Raw genomic sequence first — 14,939 nt, forward strand, 5'->3', positions numbered from 1 at the left:
GTTGATGCTCTACTTGTATTTACTTCATGCTTCTTACAGACTGCCAGTTACAGCTTGCTAGTTACAGCTTGCTAGTTACAGCCTCATACGTTCTAAGCGCAACCGCGGCAAGCTCTGCACGTGTCAGTGTAGCAGCACCAAGCAGACGGCCATCTGGAGTGCCTTTGAAGATACCGTATTTTACAGCTACAGCCATCGCATTACGTTTGTCGTTCGACAGCTTCGCAGCATCCTTAAAGTCTGCAAGCAGCGCACTGGCTTCTGAAGCGCTTAGCTCTGTATCAAATCCCGCGTAGGCCAGAGCATTCGTTAAAATCTCTGCCATAGACTCGCGCGTTATCGCTTTTTCAGCTTGAAAGGCTGCGCTCTCGATAAGTCCTGCATCAGATGCGGATCTTACTACAGCGTCATACCACTTCGTATCACCTGCTTTCTGTTCAGGTGTTAGACCAAGCACATTCAGAGCCACCATCAGTGTTTGGGCGGCAGTCGTGGATGCCGCAGGCTTCATTTGTGTCTCGGATACGCCATTAATCAGCAGTAGTCCATTCGCTTTTTCTATATTGTGGGCGAACCATGCGCTTCCTGGAACATCGGTGAATCGGCGCGTGGAGCTCACTATTACATAGGTTCCGCTTGATGATACAAGCGCTTTAATGACCGTATTTCCATCCTGATCGATCGTTGCCTTGCTTGGTACCGGCGTAAGCTTGCCATCTGCACCGACCAAGGCCAAGGTTAGTTCACTTTGACCAGTCTGTTTTCCCGCATTCACTGTTGCCTCTGCGTAGTTTCCTTGTTTCCCCGAAACGGTGATGGCGACCGCTTCACCTGTCACTTTCACGCCTGCTTTGCTGATTTTTGCAACTTTAGCGGCATCGCTTTCCGAGCCCGGAGCAACCATAACTGCCGTTGGCGTTGCAGCTGCGCTTGGCGTCGGGGTTGCTGTTGGCGTAGGCGTTGGAACAACTGTGCCCGAACCTGATGTACCCGTAGACGTCGTAGGTGTCGTCGTAGGCGTCGGTGCTGCCGTTGCCGTAAAGGCCAGACTGTCAATGCGAATATCAGGTGCTTTGAATACCACATACAGATCATGGATACCAGTTAAATTGTCCAGACTTACATCCACTTCTACATCAGTATAGCCAAGCTCTTTTACCTGAACATTGGCATTATTAATTTTGTAAGCGTTCATTTGTGTTTGCGGTACTGTGATGGTCGCAATTGGCGCGCTGCTTGGAGAATCCGCATGAAGCGTAATGACTCCGCCTGCCGCATCCGATGCAACAGAGGCTTTCACCTTGTTCACTCCTGTCAAACTAACCTTTGGAAGAGCTACCCACGAGTCATTTTGTTTGGATGTAACGGCATAGTAGCCGCCAACTACCGCTTTCTCCTTCAATTCAGCAGCAGTATGAGCTTTGGATACCTCATGATACACAACCTCATTAGCTGCATAGGCATGGTCAAATACGTTGAAAGGCTGCGCCAGTGAAAGCTGGGCAAGCGACTGTCCTTGTACATGGACCGTATGCTGCGCCTTAATATCGGAGGAAGATGAGCCAAGCTCAAGCGTATAGTCACCGTTCTCTACAATAAATTGATTGCTGTTCACATCCCAGATGCCGAAGTCCTTCGGATCAACTGTAAGCTCCACTGTTCTACTTTCACCTGGTGCAATGTATACCTTTTCGAACGATGCAAGCTGCTTCTGCGGCGCATGGCTGCCATAGCTCGCATTGTTGTTTTTCACGTATAGCTGTACGACCTCTGAGGTTGCCACAGCCCCATCATTTCTGACTTGTACGGATACCGTGAAGGGTTCATTGCCACTAACGCTTGACGGAGCGGACAAGCCCTTGTATGAAAATGAGCTGTATGACAGCCCGTAGCCGAAGGAATACGTCACCGGTGCCTTCGTATACATGTAGGTAAGCTCGGACTCGATTGGATCAGCATTCGTCATATCCAGTTGGAAGCGCGGGTCGATGTCATCGAGCGTCGTCGTTTTGTTGCCCTCCGGGATGACGTACTTGTTAATAGTCGGGAAGACTGACATATCCTTATACCATGTTGAGGTCAAACGACCTGTAGGCGCATAATCACCATAGAGCACCTGAGCAAGCGCATAGGAGTCGTATTGCCCGCCATACGGCTGGTATACAATCGCCGATACATTCGGATTATTCTGGATCTCCTCCAATCCAACAGGGAAGCTTGTCTTGACAACTACGACCGTCTTTTTCCCCTTGGCGGCAAATGCGGAGGAAACCTTGTCTACCAGCTTGTAATCAGCGTCACCCATGTTCAAGCTTGAGCGCTCATTGCCTTCCCCTGCGCTATGACGGGGAACCGCGCCAACGAATACGACGGCATAGTCATCAATGTCAGCTCGCGCGGCTGCTTCTGCACCGACCTCTTGAACAACTGTCTTCTCAAACTTGACAGCATCAGGGCGGACAGCTGCATTAGCCTTCGTTCCAAGAGGGTCGGCAGCGGTTTTGAGTGAGGCATCGTCACCCGTTGTAACGAAGCGGCCGTTGCTATAGTAAAAGTTTGTGAAGTCTCCAGAGAATCCCGTGCGGTAACCGTTGGCTACGAGTGAAACCGTATCATCAGCATTCGATTCCATACGCAGTCTTGGCGGAATAACGCTGGTTTCTCCCACCATCTCTGCAAGGTTCCAGTCGTTTGCAGTCAAGTTGAGCTTTGTGCCATCCGTATTGCCCACTGCCGTACTCCCAGCTGCTGGTGATGTTACCCAACGATTGTTGTAAAGCGACAACAAGCTTGAACCTTCTTGTCCCCAATCATAAACCTGGAACAACTGCGCTGGATTTTGCGGATCGACAGCTTCTGCCGACATGATGAGTGCAGATCCCTGCTCCATCGCATTAGGCTGATCGACATCAGCTTTAATGGTTTGACCATTCAGCTTGGAAGTCAAGGCGATAACCTCGCTGCCATTCGTATAATGAACATGGTTGGCTCCATTCGCCTTAATTATGGAAAGCAACGGCGAGTTGCCCGAGTTAGCAATATCCGTTGGCGTAACACCTACCGAATAAACTGTTTTGAACCGAGAGTCCGCGTAAATGCCCGATACGGCAGCATTTTGGTTTTTGACAAGCGGCAATGTACCGTCGTTTTTCAATAACACAATGCTTTCCTGTGCTGCATTCAGTGCAACCTCCTGATGCTCAGCATCCTTGTACGAAGCTGCCGGAATCTGCCGGACATCCTTGGCATCCTGTGCGAAGGGGTACATGGTTGGAATACCGTTCTCATCCGTTTCATTGAAAATACCAAGACGAACGAGCTGATTTACATGGGGGCGAGCTGCTTCAATTAAGTCCTCGGTCGTAATGCCGTATTCGTTTTGCTCGACCAGCGCAACAAGCTCAGCCACGTCAATATTGGCATTGTCAACCGATGGAGATGGACGGCCAGCACTCGCCTTCGCCATTGCCATCAACAGCGTTGCATGCGCACGATCCACCGCATAATTATTATCGTAGCCATTGCCTAATTGATTTCCTGTGGAAACATGCTGATCGCCGTTAAAATCCGGCGAGCTATATACGCCGTATTTCGAAAATTCGTTAGCATGAAGCTGGAGCGGCGACAAAATATTTGGAATCCCATTCGTTCGGCCAAACGAGGTCATGACTCCGGCCACCGCTCCCGACTCCAGCCCCTTGAGCGCACTTTTAGTTTGGTATTCGAACATCGCTCTCGCCCCAGCGCTATTGCTCGCCGATTGGCGGAACCATTGTGCATTATAGACCGAATAGTGCTTGGTTCCAACCGCCGCACGCATCCAGAAGCCATCATTCGTTGCGGGCTGGTCGATACCGCTCAGGCCGGTAGCCATTTTATCAATGAGCGTACCCGCCATGTAAGCGTCCTCAGCAAAACCCTCATCAAAGCGACCGCTAAGCGGATTAATCCGCAAATCGCTGACCACAGTAAAAGCTACGCTCGCAGAGGCATTAGCTCCTCCATGAATATTGGATTCACCTTGCTTTACCTTGAGCTGACTAATCTTCTCGTTGCCAATAACCTTGCCAATCTCACCAAGCAATTCCTTGTTCCAGGTCTGGCCCATGCCAACCAAAGCAGGAAAATCGGTAGAAATGCCCTGTACATTATCAGCAGCAGACAGAGCACCCGGAATAACATTACCTGCATGAGCCCCTCTCTTCAATGTATAATGATTGCGAGAGCCAGTAACGTACACGGCCGGTCCTTCAAGACCGGTATAATTAAAATAAGTATCCACGAAATCATCCAAATGCTCCGGGTTACCGTCGAACAACGGCATGCCGTTGAATACCCCTCCGCTTTGTGTTTTGAATACGACTGTCGTTTCCGCCGCATAGGACACCGGGCCAATTTGCGTCATTAAGCCTGCCGTAATAGTTATAACGGTAAAAACAGACAATACCCTTTTTCCCAATCTCTTTCCATTCTGTAATTTAACCATCTTTTTTCCTCCCTCTCTATATAAAGAAATCGCTTTCACGATAACCTGAACTTATTATAGCTGTGGTGGCAGTACACTTTGTTTTTACGTTGTAGTGCAGTATTTTTAGTTTGTGAAAAATTTTATTATGCAGCATGATGCGCAATAATGACCAACTCAGGCGTAGTCCTACTAGCCTAACCTACGTGCTCGAATTCCGAAGCGCAGAAAAATCGTACTGTTCAAATCGAGCTTGAAAATCGCAAATAACCAAGGAAGGAATTCCCCCCTTGGGCAAATTAAATATTTAAAAGTAGCCTTCCATCACATTAATAGCGAAAAACCGATATCCCTGTGTTTATATTATATTTACATGCAGGTTACTCTACACGAGCTTCAACGAACCCAGAATCGTCCACAACCCCGAGAGGATGATAAGCCACAAGGTCAGCTTTTTAAACAGCTGGTCATCTAGCTTTTTGATCGCTATAATGCCAATGAAAACACCGATTAACATGCTTGGGACAAATAGCGATGTGTACATCATCACTTTGGGAGTCAGCAGGCCGCTATAATAAAATGTACCGATTGTGATCATGTTTAAAATAACGCCGTAAACCGTGATGTTGGCTCTAAATTCATTTTTGCTGTATCCCTGATTGGATAAAAACAAAGCAACCGGAGGACCGCTGAGCGAGATGCTTCCATTTAATAACCCACTTGTCATGCCGATAGGTATAAAAGCGATTTTATCATTACGGACAGGGAAGGATTTCCCTGATAATAGTATGCCGGCAAAAGCAATAATTAATATTCCCGTAAAGCCTTTTAAAAGATCTGCACGGAGATAGACCAGCAAAAAGGTTCCCAGCGGGGCAGCCAATAGGCTGGAAAGGATTAATATCCATATTTTCTGAATGGCTACATGCCGCCAACTATTTAGGAGTACGATAATATTTGTACATAGACTGAGGATGACAACGATCGGAACGACCTCTTGCAGCGGAATCATTTTCACCAAAAAAGGCATGGTAACTAACGCGAAGCCAAAGCTCGTTAATCCTTGAACAAACCCCGCTGCCAGCACAATAAATATGCCTATGATGAGAAACATATTGATTTCAATGTCCATAAAAGCTCCTTATGCTCCAAAAATGAGCCATTAGTCGAAGCGCTGGGCTTCCTTCCATTGGCCCTTATCATATTTCTGTTTCTTGTTTTTATATAATCTTGTACCGAATTGCTCCGTTGGCGGTATTACCCGAATGATACGGTTCGCCTCGATTGATTTCGTTAATACGATTTGGTAGTCCTCAAGTATGTATGCCATACGGATCTCTCGCCAATTCGCCAAACAATTGTGTTTTTCATTTGTTCCCCTAGCCGGGCTAGCGTTGCTATAGGCTTCTCAAATCTATCACCTGATGTAGCCCCTATAAAATGATTAAAATAAGCTGGTAAATCCTGCTCTTGCACTCTGAAAATAAAACCGTTATATCGCTTGCCATCTCTTTTGAAGCTCTTCAATGCCTTCATCCACCAGCGATCCAAAGAAAGATGTCCCGTCACTGGGAAACAGTACACTCCGTTTTGACTTTTTGCTATTCCATTTTTCAAAATATTTTTTGTGTTGCTTACTGGTGACCAGTGAACGACAAGCATTGGGTTTCCTCCCGGTCGTTAAATCATGCCTAAGCTCATCTTCTATAAGCTTTTAAAATCTTGAAAATAATCGATATAGTATCCATCATACACCCAAGACTGTCCTTGTTTTTTATAAATATCTCTAATTTTATCCTTAGGTTTTCCGCAGTTCTCCAATAGCCAATCTTTCATGTATTCAATATCCCGGTTTTGATCTTTCCATATGAAATCCATAATGACAGATTCCATAGCAGCATTGTCTGGTACATAAATAACAAATGACGATTTAAAATAGGCTTTAAGCTCATAACAAACATTTCGTAAAACGAATTGCGCTTTAGGATTTACTATGAATGCTCCCCATCTAATAAAATGATTAAATAGACATACTTTCTCTGATAAAGTTAAACCAAATCCGCCTGGTCCGCTAATAACGTGGGTCGCAGTTGAATCATCAAAGAAGAGTCGCCACTCTCTATTGTCTGTTGGATTTTGTCGTATAATTTCTTGAATAAAGGTGCTTCATTCAAGTAATGAGCCTGATAAGCTGTAAAATCCATCCCCATTTATTTTTCCCTCCACAGTCCTGCACAGTACTAGAATTTTATATAAGGCTTAGCGTCATCTCTTTGTATTCGCTTTCGCTGCTTAGAGGCCGTATATTAAATTTAGCTCTTTGTAATAATCCGTCTTCTTAAATCTCAAGATAGGCATTAGCTCAAGCCACTGCACTTTTTTTCCAACCTCTTCGATGCTATTTGTTATGTTCGTTGCATCCATTCCAATTCGATTCCAAATAACTTCTTCATCCTCCAGCATGACTTCTGCTACAATCAACGTGCAATAGAAATCACAATCATCTGGACACATCAAAATAGGGAGAATTTTCATTTTCTCATTAGAGTGATAGCGTGAACGAACCAGTGTTTTTTCCTCTTCAAAATTTAGCCAATCTACGATTACTGGAACTAATCCTAAAAATTGTTCGTTAGGGTATATTTCATGTAGCTTTATATCTAAAGCTACTCCATCAATAGTCAGGCAATCATGTTCATCTAGTATGTACTTGCTTTTTAGCTTTTCGACCTTAATGTGATTGATTATAGACACGCTTATCCTCCTTCAAATGTCGCTCCTCCATTCCAACATGCTGCTCCACTCCCTAATCATTCCCGTAAATCCACGATCCATGAAAATTCTTCGGCTATTGCATACACGATTTCTTTAATTTCGTCTTCCATTTGCACGGTGCTTGCTTGGGGGATATCTATTTCAATTAGATTTATTTCCTTAACATCATCTAAAGTATCAAAAGCATAGTTTCCTTTCTGATTGGCAGAAATACCTTGTGCAGTAACTAGCTCACCACAAATCATTTTAGAGAATTTTAATCGACTGGTTAGTTCAAAATGTAAGGTTTCAACAAAAAAAGCTTCAATAATTTCTGTTCTAATCTTTTTGCTATAATACTGATCCGAATGTACACTTACATAGTCATACATATAATCACCCTCAAATGTCTCATCTATACAATCTACAAAACCGATGCATACATGAATAATCTTTCAGTCTATTTCAGTATACCAAATTTAGAATTTTACAGTAAAAAAAGGAGCCGTTGCCCGCTTCAAATCGGCTTCGGTTCCCTTATCTACTCGTTCATTATTACAACTTACCGTATTCCCCTCAATAGCCCATTGATTAAACATCCAACTGCATGCTTGTGATTATTACCCTTCTCGCGCCATTCCATACCCATTAATTTCCTGTAGCCATCGCTGCAGCTCACGACCAATGGCATGGGGGTTTTCCTCTGTTATTTTGCTCGTTGCATTGCAAACGGTGAAGAACCTATTTTTTTCTAATTCTTGAAACACCATATATAACAGCAGAAATTACAAAGACTACTAATACGAATATATTAGTTATTGGCTCATTAATTTTAGGAATTGAATCTTGAAAAATCTTTAAAAAAATGAATACTCCTACGGTTAAAATAATTACGATTGTAGATAATAGCTTCATTATTTCCCTCCCTAATTACCAACATCCGATGTAGGTTGCATTCAATAAGAATGCCTGCTTATAGCGACTACGATTCCGCGTGAAGTAGTGGCGGCGTTGGAAGGCCTTTTGACACTTACCAACGATACCGCTACTCTTACATTACTTGAATTCTTTCTTCCGATGAATGTGGACTGACACAAAATAGGATATGACAAACAGGATTGTTGCCATACACGAAGACATCATACCAACCAGCGGGTGACGAAGCTGCATGCCTCCTGTAACAGGGGCCAGTAATGCGGCAAGTACCAACATCATCCCTATCGCAGCAAAGCCCGAGAAAAATACGACAAGTTCATTTTTTCCCGTGCCGATCTTCAACATGATCGGATACATCAAAGACACTAATGTGATCGACAACGTCAACCCGAATCCATAACTATATATCACAATTTTCGGATCGAGTTCAAAACCTGCAACGTACACAATGCCAAGCGTAAGCAAACTCATCATCACACCAAGGAGGATTAGTAAGGTAAATGACACATACTTCGCCCCGATAATGGTACGACGCCTGATTGGCAGCGTCAGTTCAAACTTGTTCCATTTAGAAGTTTCATCTACTCGCAGCGAGGTACCGGTATTGACAACAAATAGGAATATTTGTATGGACAAAATCATGGGAATCGCGCCCGACTCCTTAAAAACCAAAGGAACCAATGATAAAAATCCAGCCATTATTAAGGAAAGTCGGATATTGCTTGCCATGGAATAAAAATTGTTGCGTAGCAGTCCCCTCATTTATTGATCCCCCTTGACTAATAACAACATAATTTCATCAATGGTTATATCATCAATGATGATTTCACGATGCTTTTTGGCAAACATAGCTTTGTCAGAGATCAACATTTCGATCTGCAGTCCTCTTTTCCTGTATGCGAGGTACTCCAACTTGTCAATAATCTGAAATTGCTCCGATTTGCAACGAGCAATCCCGTATTTGTATAAAAGCGTATCTTTTTTCTCTGTTAAAATGATTTTTCCATTGTGAATAAATGTGATATAGTCTGCAATTTTTTCCAAGTCGCTGGTGATGTGGGAAGACATGAGAATGGAATGTTCTTCATCTTCCACAAATTCTAAAAATAAATCCAGCATCTCTTCTCTGACAACAGGATCAAGTCCGGAAGTCGCCTCGTCCAACAGCAACAGTTTTGCTCCATGCGACATAGCCACTGCCGTGGCCAATTTCATCGTCATGCCACGCGACAAGTCTTTTACTTTAATGTGAGCAGGCACCTGAAGTCTGCGAATTAGACTCTGAAAGAGATCATCGTCCCATTTTTGATAAATATCTTTGAACACTGCAGCTAACTTATCAGCAGTGAGATCCCCCGGAAAATTAATGGCATCAAACACAACCCCGATATGGTTGCGAATGTCCGGTTGCTCATCTGTCATTTCCTCCCCAAAAATTTCGATCTTTCCGCTGTCTCTCCTGATTGTATTCAAAATTGAACTAAACGTCGTTGTCTTGCCTGCTCCATTCTCCCCGACAAATCCCATGATACTTCCTTGAGGAATTGAAAAAGAAACATTATCCAAATGAAAATCAGATCCGGCATAGGCCGTCGACAGATTTTTAACTTCCAAACAATAATTCATCGACTAGTCCCCCTTGTAGAACATGTTTAGTAGCTCTGTAAGCTGTTCTAATTTTATGCCGCTTGTTCGTGCGGTTTCCGCAGCCAGCATTAAATACTCTTCAATTTTTTTCTGCTGCTCTTCTTGTATAAAATCCCGATTCTGTGCAGATATAAAACTGCCTCGTCCAACTGTCGTTTCAATAAACCCATCTCGTTGCAAATCTTCATATGCCTTTTGGACTGTAATTACACTTACATGAATCGTCTTGGCGAGCGAGCGCATAGACGGAATCGGGTCGCCTGTTTTTAATTCTCCCTGCATCACCATCGCTTTGATTTGTGCTGTGATTTGTTCATAGATAGGCTTACTCGAGTTGCTGCTGATAATAATTTCCAATCAAGCTCACTTCCCAACAATGTACTTATCGTTTCAGTACATTATATATCACTACAATACAGTTTTCAATAGAACATCCTAGTGAACTTCCCCTGCACCCTGTTCCTCATTTTTATTACATTGAAATTCAAGTGAAATCATAGCGAATTTGGATCGACCGTTCGGGTTTCGAGAAGGGTAAGCGAGGAACAAGATGCGTTTATTTCGCGGAGAGACAAAACAATTGATTATGGAGAAGGCTGGAATAATGTTTGCGTATAGGGGTTTACCATGCCGTAAGCATGAATGAGATTTGCATATTAGAAAATATAGGAAAAGGAAGCTTACATCGTCATTTTTAAAGCAAGGAAGTATTGTTCTTTCATAAACTAGTGGTGATAAACCCATTCTTCTTATAAAAGTTTACTGCCTCTCTATCTTTTTCAGCAATGATAAGAGCTGATGTCGTAAGTCTCTTTATTTCACCCAACAATTTGCTGCCTAACCCTTTGTTTCTATGATTTGGATGTATCGCTATATGTTTTGATTTCCTTGATTCTCTGTATCTGCATCATGTATCCTGAGATAACCAATATCCGATTTCCGTCTTCTTGCTTTGCCAATTTGTAATAAATTCCTTCATAGATTTAGACTACCTAATTCTCTTATTACTATCGTCTCGAAGATTATTTACTAAAATTACAGTACGGATAGAAAAAAATCCAACAATAAAAATTAAATTAGAAGCTCCAATATATATTGGAACTCCAACTTCCCATAAGACAAACTCCCATCCAAAGAACTTATTCCAGTCTCCAGAAATAGATAGATCATGGTCTTCTTTCATTTTAATGACTCCATAAATGGTTGAAATTGAAACCCAAATCAAAAAAATTATTATTCCTTTTATGCCTCTAAACCTATTCACGATTTTTGACGAATAATAAAGCATTATAGAAATTATAGAATAAGAAATTAAATAAATTAGCCATGACTCATATCCGTATTTAAACGGCCAAGTTCCTAAGAAGATTCCTGAGCACAAATAAATAATGAAAATAGAAATGGATCCAATAATTCCTTTCATTTAACCATTCCTTCTATTTATGATTTGAATCGATTTCGTTAATTCTTAATTTAATACTCACCATTATATTCAATAAAACTTGTTCGTCTAAATCGTGCTACATGGCTTGGAATATAACTGTTCCTCGTATTTGGTGATAGATTCTCTATAAAAGTAATAGCGGCTTCTACAATTTCATTAGTTTGAAAAATACTTTCATCTAAATATCCACTCAGCAAGGCTGCTTCACCTTTAACTTTTAAACAAAGATACCCAAATCCAGGGTCAACTATAACTAAGTTGATAATCTCTTCTTCCTCTTGTTCTCTTGAACTATCATAAAACCTTAATAAAATGTCATCCTCTTTATAAAAAACATCAACATCACATGAAAAGTTCTCAAATATAAATTTCATTTTTTCCGTTCCTTTCATATATCGTTCCCCATCTACAACATAACCCGGCCCTAGATAACTCTTATCTTAGGTCGGGTCGCGTGTTGTCTGAATATTCTTCTCCACTAGTATATCTGATAGTAAAGCTGTGCGTCTTTGTAGCCCGGAGCCAGATAAGATACGCCTTAACCTATAAGCTTCTTAAATAATCCGTAGTCCCTGTTAATTCTGACCATCTAGCTGAAAGAAATTTCGCATAGTTCAGAGGACTGATGCCATAACTCCCTAGCGAATGACCATCGTTTATTTCTACCAGCTTCATATTTCCTTCTTCATCAATGCCAAAATCCATCCCATATGCAGCTGGCGCATCAATAAAATCCCTAACCGCACTTTTTATAATATTTAAATCTAATTTTGAATCCCAAGCACCTTTATAATATCTGATATCAAGTATTTGTCCGTATCGTATAAAACAACGCCATTCCGTTGTAAAATCAACAACTTCTGAGCACCAAATATTCGTATCCTCATTTTCTGCAATTAAACCTATAAAATCTTTATATTCCTTCACAACGGTTCCAGCAAACTTTTTCGTTATGTCTTTTGGCTTTATAAAAACGTTCCAGTTCTGTTTATTTTCAAAAAGCTCTTGAGTAGTTGTCGTCCATATTTTTCTGCCAAAATAATGAGATAAAGAAGTCGGATAATCGATTTCTCCTTGATTCCTTTCTACACCTAAAATCTCAAGGCGCTTTCTCACATTACCAATTCCGCCAACTACTAAATCTTCTGGATTATTTTCTTTGATTTCTGTTATATCTTTAAACTTAATGGTCTCCCACCCTAATGACGTAAAACCTTCGTTAGCAATAAAAGCATTCACATTGTAGAACTCTCCGTTTTTATTTGCCTGTATATATGCTTTCATCCTGTACAACTCTCCTTTTCTATTTCAACACTTATGGCTTCCAAACCATCCCGAATCTCCTTCTAACTCCCACTAGCCCGTCAGCCGAGTGGCCCGAAGCATCAATACTTGGTAATACAAAGGGACTACTAGCTTACTAAAGATTTATGAATGATATAAATATTCACATCGACATTTGTGTTATAAGCACAGCCTCCATCTATGCTTATTTGTTTGATCATTGTTCCTTTTTCGAAGCTATTGCGAATATATGTATCGACGTCATTAATAAGAGTATTACCATGACTCATAATATGCTTATTTACTACGTTTTGATATTTTACAACTTTATGTAACGAGGAATCTGTTGTACTTCTAATATGAGTAAATATGATAATAGCTGTTTTGAGCACACTAGAATCAAACAGTTGATTCATTTTAATAAAATCTTTCTCCGTCTCTAAGAAAACCTTGTTATCTAAAGATAATACATCATGGCTGTACCAACTTTTCAATTCTATAGCTTCTAAGATTTTATACTTATCCAAAATACAAATATCAACTTTACGTCTATCTTTCGAATATTCCCTAGAAACTGCGTAATTTTTATATTCTAAACTAAGATAATACATTAGCTTATCCCTAATAAAGGATTCGTTTTTCCCTGTTATTGAAATGTGAGCTAATTCATTTGGTAGTAAATCGTCTCTAAAAGAATGAAGACATCTATTTAATTTAATAATGTTATCTGATAAATTTTCAATTCCCATAATTTTGTCCTCTTTTGCAAGTGTTCTTTTCGTTCTCCCAAAAATTGATTTCCTTTTATTTACATAATTCTTCAAGCATCTTCTGATAGATCTGATAGTTTTCTTCATCAAAACAAACGAACTGTATTTTATCTATGGCTGGATGCAGTTCAATATAATGTTTGACTGATGTCAGCGCAATTTGAGCTCCAACGGTTTTGGGAAATCGATATATCCCTGTACTTATATTAGGAAAAGCTATGCTTCTTATATTATGCTTACATGCTAGTTCTAAGCTATTTATGTAGCAGCTCTGCAGCTTTTCCTCCTCATTAAGCTTTCCATCGTTCCATACCGGACCCACTGTGTGTATGACATACTTTGCATGCAACTTACCAGCAGTCGTTATTACAGCTTCTCCTACAGCACAACCGCCTTGTCTGGCTCTTATTTGTTTACATTGTTCAAGTATTTCACTTCCACCAGCACGGTGAATGGCCCCATCTACGCCTCCACCACCAAGTAAACTGGTGTTTGCAGCATTGACAATGCAATCCACTTCAGACTTTGTGATGTCCCCATATATCAATTCGATGATTGTCGAATTAAATTCTTTCCTCATTTCTCAGCCTGCCTTTCATGCTTCCAGATCAATCGCTTATTCTATTAAATGCTCTCAACGTTTTTAACGTATTTAAAGTAATAATACCTGCCCATTCTTTTTCAGCTAACTTCCACTCTTCCTCAAATCTTCCCCAGTTCCAGTTAGGTTGCCAAGAACCTTCACCAGTTTGATTAGTTATAATCTCGTCAAGGTCTGCTGGAATAACCTCGGAATAATTATGATAAAAAAGAGACTCCGGTGAGTCAACGACTTGCAGGGGAGTAGCACAATAGCCCTTTCTGTCCTCCTGTTTAACAACTACACATAAATCCAATAAATGCTCTAGTTTTTTCGTAAAATGATTCAATCGTTCTCCCGACATTCGCTCAGCTAATCTCAGATAACAGTAAATTTCATGCATTTCTAGTTCTTCACAATTGTCTAGATATTGCTCTGCTTTCACAGTAATTTCTTTCACTATATGATCAGGCAAGGTTTTATTATATTGATACAAATAGCCTAATACTTCTGCATTCGGATTTCCCCATTGTGGCCTATGCCCTTGATAATTCCACCATATTGCCCGCGGGGCTTCATCTGCTTCCACAGGGATGATCTCCCATCCCATATGCTCTCTTGAATATTGATTTGCTAGGTAATTGATTGCTTTAGCAATGGATTCATGCTCTCTCGAAACTTTCATTCCAGATAGAATTTGTAAAGCTGTAGTTGTTGCAAGCACTGATGAAACATCACAACGCAAATCCGGCTCAAGTCCTTTGCCAAATCCACCATCATAATTCTGATACTTGGTTAACTCCATAACGACGTTATCTGTAGAACCGCTCTCAAATTCAAATTTAAATAACGCTTTCTCAAGTTCTCTTCCTTGGCTCATCATAAATTCTCTTGATTTTGCAAATTGTTCTATTGATAAATTTTTCATTGAGTTCACCACTGTCATATTTTCTTTGCGTTGATTTATTATAACATTTTGGTAATCATCCAGCTTAGTTATCAAAATCATTTGACAAAAGGAGAACCGCATTGATCGGAGCTTGAATACGGTATTATGCA

Annotated in this window: 17 protein-coding genes; all 17 read right to left on the reverse strand. The window is 41.1% G+C overall.

What is annotated here, in order from left to right; translation table 11 throughout:
- Positions 1–61 precede the first annotated feature (61 nt).
- The 17 genes from MHB80_RS22965 to MHB80_RS23045 all read right to left on the reverse strand — a co-directional run bounded on the left by MHB80_RS22965 (position 62) and on the right by MHB80_RS23045 (position 14,808).
- Positions 62–4,486 (reverse strand): glycoside hydrolase family 3 C-terminal domain-containing protein, encoded by a 4,425-nt coding sequence (locus tag MHB80_RS22965; protein WP_341279159.1) that lies wholly within the window; start codon positions 4,484–4,486, stop codon positions 62–64.
- Positions 4,487–4,850: 364 nt separating this feature from the next.
- Positions 4,851–5,597, reverse strand: a complete 747-nt coding sequence (locus tag MHB80_RS22970; protein WP_341279160.1) for a sulfite exporter TauE/SafE family protein — start codon at positions 5,595–5,597, stop codon at positions 4,851–4,853.
- 161 nt (positions 5,598–5,758) lie between these two features.
- Complete coding sequence (locus tag MHB80_RS22975) at positions 5,759–6,127, reverse strand: hypothetical protein (protein ID WP_341279161.1); 369 nt, start codon at positions 6,125–6,127, stop codon at positions 5,759–5,761.
- A gap of 42 nt (positions 6,128–6,169) precedes the next feature.
- Complete coding sequence (locus MHB80_RS22980) at positions 6,170–6,301, reverse strand: hypothetical protein (RefSeq protein ID WP_341279162.1); 132 nt, start codon at positions 6,299–6,301, stop codon at positions 6,170–6,172.
- Between the two features lie 212 nt (positions 6,302–6,513).
- On the reverse strand, positions 6,514–6,675 hold the full coding sequence (locus MHB80_RS22985; RefSeq protein WP_341279163.1) for a hypothetical protein: 162 nt from the start codon (positions 6,673–6,675) through the stop codon (positions 6,514–6,516).
- A gap of 82 nt (positions 6,676–6,757) precedes the next feature.
- Positions 6,758–7,219 (reverse strand): hypothetical protein, encoded by a 462-nt coding sequence (locus MHB80_RS22990; protein ID WP_341279164.1) that lies wholly within the window; start codon positions 7,217–7,219, stop codon positions 6,758–6,760.
- A 56-nt stretch (positions 7,220–7,275) separates the two neighbouring features.
- Positions 7,276–7,611, reverse strand: a complete 336-nt coding sequence (locus tag MHB80_RS22995) for a hypothetical protein (RefSeq protein WP_341279165.1) — start codon at positions 7,609–7,611, stop codon at positions 7,276–7,278.
- A 349-nt stretch (positions 7,612–7,960) separates the two neighbouring features.
- The gene (locus MHB80_RS23000; RefSeq protein ID WP_341279166.1) at positions 7,961–8,134 is read right to left on the reverse strand and encodes a hypothetical protein; all 174 of its coding nucleotides are present in this window, start codon (positions 8,132–8,134) and stop codon (positions 7,961–7,963) included.
- 141 nt (positions 8,135–8,275) lie between these two features.
- Positions 8,276–8,917 carry an ABC-2 transporter permease gene (locus tag MHB80_RS23005; protein WP_341279167.1) on the reverse strand — a complete coding sequence of 214 codons (642 nt, stop codon included), beginning with the start codon at positions 8,915–8,917 and terminating at the stop codon, positions 8,276–8,278.
- Positions 8,918–9,781, reverse strand: a complete 864-nt coding sequence (locus tag MHB80_RS23010; protein ID WP_341279168.1) for an ABC transporter ATP-binding protein — start codon at positions 9,779–9,781, stop codon at positions 8,918–8,920. It abuts the gene before it with no gap.
- Positions 9,782–9,784: 3 nt separating this feature from the next.
- The gene (locus tag MHB80_RS23015) at positions 9,785–10,159 is read right to left on the reverse strand and encodes a GntR family transcriptional regulator (RefSeq protein WP_341279169.1); all 375 of its coding nucleotides are present in this window, start codon (positions 10,157–10,159) and stop codon (positions 9,785–9,787) included.
- A 631-nt stretch (positions 10,160–10,790) separates the two neighbouring features.
- The gene (locus MHB80_RS23020; protein ID WP_341279170.1) at positions 10,791–11,225 is read right to left on the reverse strand and encodes a hypothetical protein; all 435 of its coding nucleotides are present in this window, start codon (positions 11,223–11,225) and stop codon (positions 10,791–10,793) included.
- Positions 11,226–11,275: 50 nt separating this feature from the next.
- Positions 11,276–11,638 carry a hypothetical protein gene (locus tag MHB80_RS23025; protein WP_341279171.1) on the reverse strand — a complete coding sequence of 121 codons (363 nt, stop codon included), beginning with the start codon at positions 11,636–11,638 and terminating at the stop codon, positions 11,276–11,278.
- Positions 11,639–11,789: 151 nt separating this feature from the next.
- Positions 11,790–12,530, reverse strand: a complete 741-nt coding sequence (locus MHB80_RS23030; RefSeq protein ID WP_341279172.1) for an ATP-grasp domain-containing protein — start codon at positions 12,528–12,530, stop codon at positions 11,790–11,792.
- 128 nt (positions 12,531–12,658) lie between these two features.
- The gene (locus MHB80_RS23035) at positions 12,659–13,279 is read right to left on the reverse strand and encodes a hypothetical protein (protein WP_341279173.1); all 621 of its coding nucleotides are present in this window, start codon (positions 13,277–13,279) and stop codon (positions 12,659–12,661) included.
- A 55-nt stretch (positions 13,280–13,334) separates the two neighbouring features.
- Positions 13,335–13,880: an O-acetyl-ADP-ribose deacetylase gene (locus MHB80_RS23040; protein ID WP_341279174.1), complete on the reverse strand. Its 546-nt coding sequence runs from the start codon at positions 13,878–13,880 to the stop codon at positions 13,335–13,337.
- A gap of 28 nt (positions 13,881–13,908) precedes the next feature.
- Positions 13,909–14,808 (reverse strand): hypothetical protein, encoded by a 900-nt coding sequence (locus MHB80_RS23045; protein ID WP_341279175.1) that lies wholly within the window; start codon positions 14,806–14,808, stop codon positions 13,909–13,911.
- Positions 14,809–14,939: the final 131 nt, after the last annotated feature.

This window comes from Paenibacillus sp. FSL H8-0537 (assembly GCF_038051995.1).
In the GTDB taxonomy this organism is placed as follows: Bacteria; Bacillota; Bacilli; order Paenibacillales; family Paenibacillaceae; genus Pristimantibacillus.

Coding starts and splice junctions, on each gene's coding strand:
- MHB80_RS22975 (WP_341279161.1), bottom strand. CDS start 6,127: ATGCTTGTCGTTCACTGGTCACCAGTAAGCAACACAAAAAATATTTTG.
- MHB80_RS23040 (WP_341279174.1), bottom strand. CDS start 13,880: ATGAGGAAAGAATTTAATTCGACAATCATCGAATTGATATATGGGGAC.
- MHB80_RS23010 (WP_341279168.1), bottom strand. CDS start 9,781: ATGAATTATTGTTTGGAAGTTAAAAATCTGTCGACGGCCTATGCCGGA.
- MHB80_RS23030 (WP_341279172.1), bottom strand. CDS start 12,530: ATGAAAGCATATATACAGGCAAATAAAAACGGAGAGTTCTACAATGTG.
- MHB80_RS22985 (WP_341279163.1), bottom strand. CDS start 6,675: ATGGGGATGGATTTTACAGCTTATCAGGCTCATTACTTGAATGAAGCA.
- MHB80_RS23020 (WP_341279170.1), bottom strand. CDS start 11,225: ATGAAAGGAATTATTGGATCCATTTCTATTTTCATTATTTATTTGTGC.
- MHB80_RS23035 (WP_341279173.1), bottom strand. CDS start 13,279: ATGGGAATTGAAAATTTATCAGATAACATTATTAAATTAAATAGATGT.
- MHB80_RS22995 (WP_341279165.1), bottom strand. CDS start 7,611: ATGTATGACTATGTAAGTGTACATTCGGATCAGTATTATAGCAAAAAG.
- MHB80_RS22965 (WP_341279159.1), bottom strand. CDS start 4,486: ATGGTTAAATTACAGAATGGAAAGAGATTGGGAAAAAGGGTATTGTCT.
- MHB80_RS22970 (WP_341279160.1), bottom strand. CDS start 5,597: ATGGACATTGAAATCAATATGTTTCTCATCATAGGCATATTTATTGTG.
- MHB80_RS23005 (WP_341279167.1), bottom strand. CDS start 8,917: ATGAGGGGACTGCTACGCAACAATTTTTATTCCATGGCAAGCAATATC.
- MHB80_RS23000 (WP_341279166.1), bottom strand. CDS start 8,134: ATGAAGCTATTATCTACAATCGTAATTATTTTAACCGTAGGAGTATTC.
- MHB80_RS23025 (WP_341279171.1), bottom strand. CDS start 11,638: ATGAAAGGAACGGAAAAAATGAAATTTATATTTGAGAACTTTTCATGT.
- MHB80_RS23045 (WP_341279175.1), bottom strand. CDS start 14,808: ATGAAAAATTTATCAATAGAACAATTTGCAAAATCAAGAGAATTTATG.
- MHB80_RS22980 (WP_341279162.1), bottom strand. CDS start 6,301: ATGAAAGATTGGCTATTGGAGAACTGCGGAAAACCTAAGGATAAAATT.